Annotated in this window: 8 protein-coding genes and 1 pseudogene; 2 read left to right on the top strand and 7 right to left on the bottom strand. The window is 69.3% G+C overall.

Annotation, left to right across the window (positions count from 1 at the left end; genetic code table 11):
- Nucleotides 1-252: 252 nt before the first annotated feature.
- Nucleotides 253-645 carry a chorismate mutase gene (locus C1I95_RS28585; RefSeq protein ID WP_233513946.1) on the top strand — a complete coding sequence of 131 codons (393 nt, stop codon included), beginning with the start codon at nucleotides 253-255 and terminating at the stop codon, nucleotides 643-645.
- 390 nt (nucleotides 646-1,035) lie between these two features.
- Here the strand turns inward: C1I95_RS28585 and C1I95_RS28580 are convergent, their stop codons facing one another.
- The 7 genes from C1I95_RS28580 to C1I95_RS28550 form a co-directional block, all read right to left on the bottom strand.
- On the bottom strand, nucleotides 1,036-2,046 hold the full coding sequence (locus C1I95_RS28580; RefSeq protein WP_111218447.1) for an ABC transporter ATP-binding protein: 1,011 nt from the start codon (nucleotides 2,044-2,046) through the stop codon (nucleotides 1,036-1,038).
- Nucleotides 2,039-3,073: an ABC transporter ATP-binding protein gene (locus tag C1I95_RS28575; protein WP_111218445.1), complete on the bottom strand. Its 1,035-nt coding sequence runs from the start codon at nucleotides 3,071-3,073 to the stop codon at nucleotides 2,039-2,041. The genes C1I95_RS28580 and C1I95_RS28575 overlap by 8 nt, the downstream gene beginning before the upstream one ends.
- Before the next feature lie 5 nt (nucleotides 3,074-3,078).
- On the bottom strand, nucleotides 3,079-4,020 hold the full coding sequence (locus C1I95_RS28570) for an ABC transporter permease (protein ID WP_111218453.1): 942 nt from the start codon (nucleotides 4,018-4,020) through the stop codon (nucleotides 3,079-3,081).
- 78 nt (nucleotides 4,021-4,098) lie between these two features.
- Nucleotides 4,099-5,109, bottom strand: coding sequence for an ABC transporter permease (locus C1I95_RS28565; protein WP_111218443.1), 1,011 nt, complete (start codon nucleotides 5,107-5,109; stop codon nucleotides 4,099-4,101).
- 100 nt (nucleotides 5,110-5,209) lie between these two features.
- Nucleotides 5,210-6,844: a peptide ABC transporter substrate-binding protein gene (locus tag C1I95_RS28560; protein ID WP_111218441.1), complete on the bottom strand. Its 1,635-nt coding sequence runs from the start codon at nucleotides 6,842-6,844 to the stop codon at nucleotides 5,210-5,212.
- Nucleotides 6,845-7,182: 338 nt separating this feature from the next.
- Nucleotides 7,183-7,869, bottom strand: a complete 687-nt coding sequence (locus C1I95_RS28555; RefSeq protein WP_111218451.1) for a response regulator — start codon at nucleotides 7,867-7,869, stop codon at nucleotides 7,183-7,185.
- Complete coding sequence (locus C1I95_RS28550) at nucleotides 7,869-9,134, bottom strand: ATP-binding protein (RefSeq protein ID WP_111218439.1); 1,266 nt, start codon at nucleotides 9,132-9,134, stop codon at nucleotides 7,869-7,871. Before C1I95_RS28550 ends, C1I95_RS28555 begins: the two co-directional genes overlap by 1 nt.
- Before the next feature lie 171 nt (nucleotides 9,135-9,305).
- On the opposite strand from C1I95_RS28550, the pseudogene C1I95_RS36660 reads away from it, so the two are divergent.
- Nucleotides 9,306-9,504 (top strand): annotated as a pseudogene (locus C1I95_RS36660) (PspC domain-containing protein); the annotation flags it as partial.

The following is a 9,504-nucleotide window of genomic DNA, read 5'->3' as shown; positions in this document are numbered from 1 at the left end:
CCCCCGAACGGGACGAGGTGCAAGGAAGGGCCCCTTCTTAACGCTTTCCTTGCGCGCCGCCCCGGTCGGACGGCATACTCGACGGCGTGTTCGATCAGCGCTACTACTTTTACTACGGCACCGGGAGTCCGGCAGCCGTAGGTCGCGCCTGATCGAAAAGACCTGCGAAAAGCCCCGGGCTCCTCGGAGTCCGGGGCTTTTGTCGTCCCGGAATCCGGGCACCGGGCACCACACCGCGAGAGGTACCCGAAGATGACAGACGTGATGGAGCAGAGCGGCGGCCCGGCCGGTTCCGGCACGACCCCGAACGGCACCGGCCCGGTCGATCGGCCCGAGCCCGCGTCGGCGTCCGCGTCCGAGCCTGCGCCGGGCAACCGGGGCACCGGCACCGCGGAGCCGGCCGCCGCCGCCCGGATCGCCGAGATCCGGGTACGGATCGACGAGATCGACCGGGCGCTCATCGAGCTGTGGCAGGAGCGGGCGGCACTGTCCCGGGAGGTCGGCGCCACCCGGATGGCCTCCGGCGGCACCCGGCTCGTGCTCTCCCGGGAGCAGGAGATCCTGGAACGGTTCCGGGCGGCCCTCGGTGCCGACGGCACGCAGCTCGCCCTGCTGCTGCTGCGGGCTGGCCGCGGTCCGCTCTGACCGGCGGACGACGCCCTGCCGGCGACTGGCTGGTCGCGCGGCGTCCGACCGCACCGACCCGTCACCCGCGACCCCATGCCAACCCGCTGGTCGCGCGAGGGGCCCCGACGCCTCCAGTGGCCCGTCTGCGGCACGTGCCACGTGCCCCGTCGGCGGCACGCCACGCGCCCCGTTGGCGGCACGCCACCGCGCCCCGTTGGCGGCACGCCGGGCGCCCCGGTGGCCGCACGCCGGGTGCCGCCGTTCACCGGATCGGCTCGGCGCGCTCGAACGCCCAACGAGGACCGGGGCGCCAGCCGCTGGTTACGGCCGACGCCCCGGATCACTGAGGAGGCACTACCTTCACCGCCGCGCCCGGTACGGATGGTCGGGCCGACGGCGTCTGTGCGGCTACTCCGTCGCGTGCACCACGTCGCGTACCTCGGCGAAGTGGCAGGCGCTCGGGTGGCCGGACTTGTCCCGGATCTGCAGCAGCGGCTCCTGCTGTGCGCAGACGTCCTGAGCCTTCCAGCAGCGGGTCCGGAACCGGCAACCCGACGGCGGGTTGGCCGGCGACGGCACGTCACCGGTCAGCACGATCTGGTCCCGAAGCCCGCGCAGCTTCGGGTCCGGCACCGGCACCGCCGACAGCAGTGCCTGGGTGTAGGGGTGCGTCGGGCTCTCGTAGATCTCGTCCTCGGTGCCGATCTCGACGATCTTGCCCAGGTACATGACCGCGACCCGGTCGGCGATGTGCCGCACCACCGACAGGTCGTGCGCGATGAAGACGTACGACAGACCCAGCTCGTTCTGGAGCTTCTCCAGCAGGTTGATCACCTGGGCCTGGATCGACACGTCCAGCGCCGACACCGGCTCGTCACAGAGGATGATCTCCGGGTTGAGCGCCAGCGCCCGGGCGATGCCGATGCGCTGCCGCTGGCCGCCGGAGAACTGGTGCGGGTACCGGTTGATGTGGTCCGGGTTGAGACCGACCAGTTCCAGCAGCTCCTGCACCTTGCCCCGCCGCCGGCTCTGCGGCACCACGTCCGGGTGCACCTCGAACGGCTCGCCGATGATGTCGCCGACGGTCATTCGCGGGTTCAGCGAGGTGTACGGGTCCTGCATCACCAGCTGGATGTTGCGCCGGCCGCGCCGCCGCTCGCTGGCACCCACCTTCGACATGTTCTTGCCCTGCACGAACAGGTCGCCGGAGGTCGGGGTCTCCAACCCGACCAGCATCCGGGCAAGGGTGGACTTGCCGCAGCCGGACTCGCCGACGATGCCGAGGGTCTCCCCCCGGCGCAGTTGCAGGTTGACCCCGTCGACCGCGCGCACCGCGCCGATCTGCTTCTTGAAGACGACGCCCCGGGTGAGCGGGAAGTGCTTCACCAGGTCGCGGGTCTCCAGCACGAAGTCACTCATCGCCCTTGACCTCCTTCCAGAAGTGGCAGGCGGCCGTACGGCTCGGCGACACCTGGAGCAGCGAAGGCGCCGGGTCCTTGCGGCAGACGTCCTGGGCGTACCGGCAACGCGGGTTGAAGGCGCAGCCCGACGGTAGGTTGGTCAGCGCCGGCGGGAGCCCCTTGATGGCGCTGAGTTCCTGGCCCTTGAGGTCCAGGCGCGGGATCGACTCCAACAGACCCTTGGTGTACGGGTGGGCCGGGCTGGCGTAGATGTCGTCCACGCCTGCTTCCTCGATGACCCGACCGGCGTACATGACCGAAATCCGGTCCGCCACGTCGGCGACCACGCCCATGTCGTGCGTGATCAGCACCAGGCCCATGTTCCGCTCCTGCTGGAGCTCGGCCAGCAGCGCCATGATCTGGGCCTGCACGGTCACGTCCAGCGCCGTGGTCGGCTCGTCGGCGATCAGCACCTCGGGGTCGAGCGCCAGCGCCATGGCGATCATGACGCGCTGCCGCATACCGCCGGAGAACTGGTGCGGGTAGTCGTTCACCCGCTGCCGCGCCGCCGGAATCTTGACCAGGTCGAGCAGCTCGATGGCGCGCGCCTTGGCGTCCTGGCGGGACATCCCCCGGTGCTTCCGGAACAGCTCAGCGAGCTGGAACCCGACGGTGAAGACCGGGTTCAGCGCGGAGAGCGCGTCCTGGAAGATCATCGCGATCCGGTTCGCCCGCACCTTGCGGCGTTCCGACTCCGGCAGCTTGAGCAGGTCGACGCCACGGTAGAGGATCTCGCCACCGGTGACGAAGCCGGGCGGGGTGTCCAGGATCCCCATGATCGCCTGGGCGGTCACGCTCTTGCCGCAGCCGGACTCGCCGAGGATCGCCCGGGTCTCGCCGGCCCGCAGGTCGAAGCTCACCCCGTTGACGGCGTGCGCGATGCCGTTGCGGGTGCGGAACTCCACCTGCAGGTTCTTGACCTCCAGCGGCAACGCGTTCGGGTCGAGGCCCGGCAGCGCGTCCAGCTTGACGTTCACATCAGTCATGGGACTCACCGGAACTTCGGGTCGAGGGCGTCACGCAGGGCGTCACCCATGAGGATGAAGGACAGCACCGTGCCGACCAGCAGACCACAGGGGAAGAGCAGCAACCACGGGTCCTCCAGGAAGTAGACCTGGTGGACCGAGATCATGATGCCCCACGACTGGGCCGGCGGCGCGAGCCCGACACCGAGGAAGGTCAGCGTGGCCTCCGCGGCGACGAACGAGCCGAGCACGATGGTCGCGTACACCAGCATCGGGGCGATCGCGTTGGGCAGGATGTGCCGGAACATCAGCCGGCCGTTGCTCGCACCGACCGCCTTGGCGGCGTGCACGTAGTCGAGGTCCTTCGAGGAGATCACGCTGCCCCGGATGATCCGGGCGATGGTCGGCCAGGCCAGCAGGAAGAGCACCGCGGCGATCGTCCAGATGTTCTGCCGCTTGATCACGGTCAGGAACACGATCGCGCCGAGCAGGAACGGCAGCGAGAAGAAGATGTCCATCACCCGGGAGATGATCGAGTCGACCCAGCCGCCGTAGTAGCCGGCGAGCAGGCCGAGCACCCCGCCGAACACCACGATGCCACCGGTGGCCATGACGGCGATCACCATCGACGGCCGCGCGCCGTAGATGGCGTGCGAGTAGTAGTCGCACCCCAGGATGTCGAAGCCGAACGGGTGCTCCCCGCTCGGTGCGATCCGGGACCGGTCGGTGGTGCAGTCCCGCGGGTCCTGGCTGGTCCACAGCTTCGGGAAGGCGGCCATCGAGCTGACCACGAGGATGTAGAAAAAGGAGATCATGAAGACCGGGTCGCGGACCAACTGCCGCCGGGCGTCCGCCCACAGGCTGGCGCTGCGCTCCTTGCCCTCGCCGCCCGGAGCCCCGATCGGCGGGCCGTCACCGGTCACCGGCGCGCCGCCGACGGCTGCGCCCGCACTCGTCAGGTCGCTCATCTCCACACCTCGTTTCGCTCCAGCCGGCCACCAGGGGCGGTCGGAAGACCCTGCGTCCGCGTCGTCACCACGATCTGGTCACTCATAGCGGATCCTCGGGTCGAGCACGGCGTACAGGAGGTCGACCAGGAGGTTGGCGACCAGGACGACCAGGACCAGCATGGTCACCACGCCGACCACGACGGATGACTCACCGGTACGGGCGGACATCGTCACCAGCCGGCCGATACCCGGCACGTTGAAGATTGTCTCGGTGACCACCGCACCGGCCATCGCGGCGCCGATGTCGACGCCGAGGAAGGTGATCACGGGGATCAGCGAGTTGCGCAGCGTGTGCACACCGATGACGCGCTTGTTGGTCAGGCCCTTGGCCTTGGCCGTCCGGACGTAGTCGGCCCGGATGTTCTCCATGATGCTGGTCCGGGTGAGCCGGGCGGTGGTGGCGAGCGAGACCGCGCCGAGCACCATGCCGGGGATGATCAGGCTGGCGAACGGGTAGTCGGGCTTGAAGCCGGGGCTGAACATACCGGTGGAGATCACGTCCGGGATCCAGTCCTGGCCACGCAGCACGTTGCCGAACTTGACCCCGACGAACTCCCGCACCACCACGCCGAGCACGAAGATCGGCACCGAGATGATGAAAACCGTGCTGATCTTCACCAGGTAGTCGGTGAAGCTACCGCCACGCAGGCCAGCCAGCACACCCGCCGCGATACCGACGACCGCCTCGAAGAGGATCGCGATCACCAGCAGCTTGAGGGTGAACGGGAGAGCGTCGGCCACCAGGTCGGTGACCTCACGCTGACGCAGGTTGATGCCGAAGTCGAAGTGGAAGAACACGCTCTGCAAGCGGTCCCCGAAGAGCCCGATGCACCAGTTGCCCTTTTGGCTCAGGCAGGGGTCGCCGTAGCCGAGCCGCTCGGTGATCGCTTCGAGCAGCGCGGGCGGCGGGGTCCGGTCACCGAAGAGAGCCCGGACAGGGTTCCCGCTGAACTGGATCGCCAGCGAGGTCATGTAGTGAAGCAGGAACATAGTGCCCAGCACGGTGGGAATGAACTGGAGCAACCGTCGAATGACGTAGCGCCCCATCTCGGGGTCTCCTCTCGGCGCTGACGTGGCGGCAACGATCACCCTGGTGGGGAGACCGTTGCCGCCACGTCGTGTTACGGCTGGATCAGGAGCCTGAAGCTCAGTTCTGCTTCAGAGAGGTTGCGCCGTAGTCGGCGTCCGCGACGGCGTTCCAGACGAACTGGTCCACGTTCTCGCTGTAGATCGCCGCTTCCTTCCGCCACCACATCGGGATGACCGGCAGTTCCTCACCCAGGATGTCCTCCGCCTGCTGGTAGGACGGGATGGCGGCCTGCATCGAGGCAGCCGAGTCGCCGGCCTTCATCAGCTCGTCGAACTGCGCGTTGCTGTAGCCCGAGTTGTTGCTGCCAGCGCCCGTGCCGTACAGCGGGTACAGGAAGGTCTCCATGAACGGGTAGTCCGGGCCCCAGCCGAGACGGAACGGACCGGTGAACTTCTTCTTGTCCGCGGTCTCGAGGTACTCGGCGAACTGCAGGTTGACCTTCAGCTCGTAGTCGATGTTCAGCGCGGCCTTGATCTGGTCGCCGACCGCCTGGAGCCACTGGTCGTGACCGGCACCGGCGTTGGCCCACAGGGTCAGCTTCTTGCCGGCCGGCCAGCCGCCGGCCTCGGCGAGCAGCTGCTTGGCCTTCTCGACGTCCTTCTGGCAGTACTTGCAGACGTCCGGACGAGCGCCCTCGAAGCTCGGGGCGACGAAGCTCGAGGCCGGGGCGAACCGGCCGTCGAAGACGGCGTCGATGATGGACTGACGGTCGATCGCCAGCGACAGGGCCTGGCGGACCTTCTTGTCCTTGAACTCGTCCATGTACAGCGGGAAGCCGACGTAGGTGAAGCTGTCACCGGCCAGCTCGAACATCCGGTCGCCGTAGGTGGCCTTGGCCTCCTTGTAGCGGGCCGGCGGCACGGTGTACATCACGTCCAGCTCGCCACCCTGGAAGGCGGCGTAGCCGGCGTCGACATCGGCGAAGATGCGGTACTCGATCCGGTCCGGCTTGCCGGCGTCGCCCTTCCAGCTGTCGCTGCGGACCAGGTTGATGGCGACGTTGTGCTGCCAGTTGCCGTCGATCTTGTACGGCCCGTTGCCGATCGGGGTCTCGTTGCACTTGGCGATGTCGGCGACGCAGGCCTCGGCCATCGGGAAGAAGCCCGGGTAGCCGATCGTGGTCGGGAAGCCGGAGAACGGCGCCTCCAGCTCGACGGTGAAGGTGAGGTCGTCGACCTTCTTCAGGCCGGCAAGCTCCTTGGCCTTCGGCTCCGGCGCCTTCTCCGGGCCGTCGCCGTCCGGGTCCGTGGACTGGACGTCCTTGATGCCGGCGATCCGCTTCATGAAGTAGCCGTTGTTCTGAGCGTTCGGCGAGTACGCGGCGAAGTTCCACGACCGGATGAACGCGTCGGCGTTGACCGGCTCGCCGTTGTCGAACGTGTAGCCGCTCTTGAGCTTGATCGTCCAGAGCTTCTGGTCGGTCGACTCGACCGACTCGGCCAGGTCGTTCTCGACCGCGGAGGTCTGGGCGTTGTACTTGACCAGACCACGATAGAGCTGACGGATCACGTAGAGCGACGGCTCGTCGTCACCGCCGGACGGCGTCAGGAACGCCGGCTCCGCGTTGTAGACGCGCAACGTACCGCCGGACTTGCCGGCCGTCTCGTCGTTGCTGCCGCCGCCGCCACAGGCGGTGGCCAACATGGCGGTGGCGGTCGCCACGACCGCCACCTTCAGGAATTTCCCGCGCATGGGAGTGCCTCCTCAGGGCGCTCGGCTCACGAGGGGGTTGTGAGGTGCCTGCCACTGTGACACCCGATGCACCCAGGCGGGAAGGCGTGTTATCAACCCGATATCCGCCCGGGACGGGGCCGACACCGACCCGGAGCCGGATTCACTTCACCCCGGATACGTGGTATGAGCTGCCCGTCAACGGCATTTTCGCGCCCGAATGGCCGATTGACGTCGCAGCGCGGGCCGCCCTGAAAGCGGCGCGGCTCCATGGCGTGAATCCCGCCACCCTGGCCTGGATCCTACCCGAAAGGACTAGGCCAGTTCCAGACGCGCGGCCGACCCGACCAGTCGGCTGGTCAGACAAGCCGGCGGTCCGCCGCCCACCGCGACAGTTCGTACCTATTGGACATTTGGAGCTTGCGCAGCACGTTGGAGACGTGCGTCTCGACCGTCTTGATCGAGATGTAGAGCTCCCGGGCGATCTCCTTGTACGCGTAGCCCCGGGCGAGCAGCCGAAGCACCTCGCGCTCACGGTTAGTGAGCTGGTCCAGCTCGGGGTCGGCGACCGGGGCGTCCGGGCGGGCCGCGAAGGCGTCCAGCACGAATCCGGCCAGCCGGGGGCTGAACACGGCGTCACCATCGGCCACCCGCCGGATCGCCGCGGCCAGCTCGTCGGGTGAGATCGTCTTGGTCACGTAGCCCCGGGCGCCGGCCCGGATCAGCCCGATCACGTCCTCCGCCGCGTCGGAGACGCTGAGCGCCAGGAAACGCACCTGGGGGTGGCTGCGCCGCATCGCCTCCAGCACCGCCCGGCCACCGCCGTCGGGCATGTGCACGTCGAGTAGGACGACGTCCGGTCCGGTGGCCGCGATCCGGCTGACCGCCTCGGACACCGTGCTCGCCTCGCCCACCACCTCGACATGCGCGCCCAGCTCGGCACGGACGCCCGCGCGGAACATGGCGTGGTCGTCGACCAGGAACACCCGTAGCCGCTCAGGCCCGGCATCCACCGGCTCGACCGGTCGCGTCGACTCCTCGGCCATCATCTGTCCCTTTCCGCCGTGGCCGAATCCCGGGAGATCGGCAGGATCAACCGGACCTCGGTCCCCTCCCCCGGCCGGGAGCGGATCTCCGCCCGGCCGCCGTGCCGCTTCATCCGCCCGACGATCGAGCCTCGGACACCGTGCCGGTGATCCTCCACGGTAGCCGGGTCGAACCCCACACCCCGGTCCCGTACGAAGACGCTGACCTGGTCGGGCTCGACCTCTGCGTAGAGCGACACGGTCTGCACCCCGGCGTGGCGGGCGGCGTTCACCAGCGCCTCGCGGGCCGCCGCGACCAGCGCACCGACCCGCTCGTCGGTCTCCCGATCGCCGACCACCACGGGCTCCACCGTGATCGCGAAGGTGTCCTCGACCTCGGCCGCGGCCTGTTCCAGCGCGGCGGCGAAGCGTTCGGTGGGCGATGCGGTGGGCTTGTAGAGCCAGTTGCGCAGCGAACGCTCCTGGCCGCGGGCCAGCCGCTGCACGGTCTTCACGTCGCTGGCGTTGCGCTGGATCAAGGCGAGGGTGTGCAGCACCTGGTCGTGCACCATGGCTGCCAGCTCGGCCCGCTCCTGCTCGCGGATGCGCCCCTCCCGCTCCGAACGGAGCTGGTTCCACGTCCGCCAGAGCACCGGCGCGGCCACCACCCCGACGCCCGCCAGCCCGACCAGGGCGAAGATGACCCCGTTGACCACGGCGTCGAAGTTCTGCGCCGGGGAGTAGACCGCCGCGACGCCGATGATGCCGACCGCGACCAGCACCCCGCCGCCGACGAAGCGCAGCACGAAGGCGCGCCGGTCGCTCTCCTCCACCACCGCGCCGAGCCACGGCACCGGCATCGACTCGCCCCACTGGCGTCGTCGCTCCGGCGCGGACTGGTGCCAGATCACTCCGGCGCCGACCGCGATGATGGCGACCAGCCAGCCCGCGGTGCCGGCCGCACCGACCGAGTCGAAGAGCATCATCTGGATCAACAGCACGCCGAGCCCGATCGCCACGAACGGCAGCAGTTGCCATACGTCCCGGCGGGGCGGTACGGCGGTGTCACCGGGGCGTACCGGGACGACGGCCCAGAAGGCCGCGTAGAGCAGCAGGCCGAGCCCGCTCAGCCCGAGCAGCACCATGAAGGCGATCCGGACCCGGACCACCGGGACGCCGAGATGCTCGGCAATGCCGGCGGCCACCCCGGCGGCCATCCGGTGCTCCGGGGCGCGGTAGAGGCGGGGTGGCTGACTGACGGTGCTGATCGCGGGCTCCCTGGTCAGGACGGGGCGGGCCGGGCGGTGGTCGGGTTCCCGGCGCCGATCCGATCGTCACACGTAACGCGGTCGTCCGACCACGGGGACGCCCCGGACATTCCGGGGTGGCCGATCTCAGGGTGGCGTCAGGGTCGCCTCCGGAGGTCGCTCGGGCCCCCGGAGCAGCAGGATCGACGTATGACCGACGATGCTGCCCAGCCGCACCGGCCGGGGCCGAGCGAGCCGGAGCCGACACCTCCGGCCGCCGCTGCGGCGTCCGCCGATCCGGCACCCGAACCCGACGCCGCAGGGAAGGCCACCACCGTGCCGGTGGGCGGCCAACCACTCACTGGGGAGACGGTGGGGGACGGGACAGCTCCGCCGGTCGCCACACCAC

It is taken from the genome of Micromonospora craterilacus, from assembly GCF_003236315.1.
Lineage (GTDB): Bacteria > Actinomycetota > Actinomycetes > Mycobacteriales > Micromonosporaceae > Micromonospora > Micromonospora craterilacus.
This window is presented reverse-complemented; position numbering and strand designations above follow the sequence as displayed.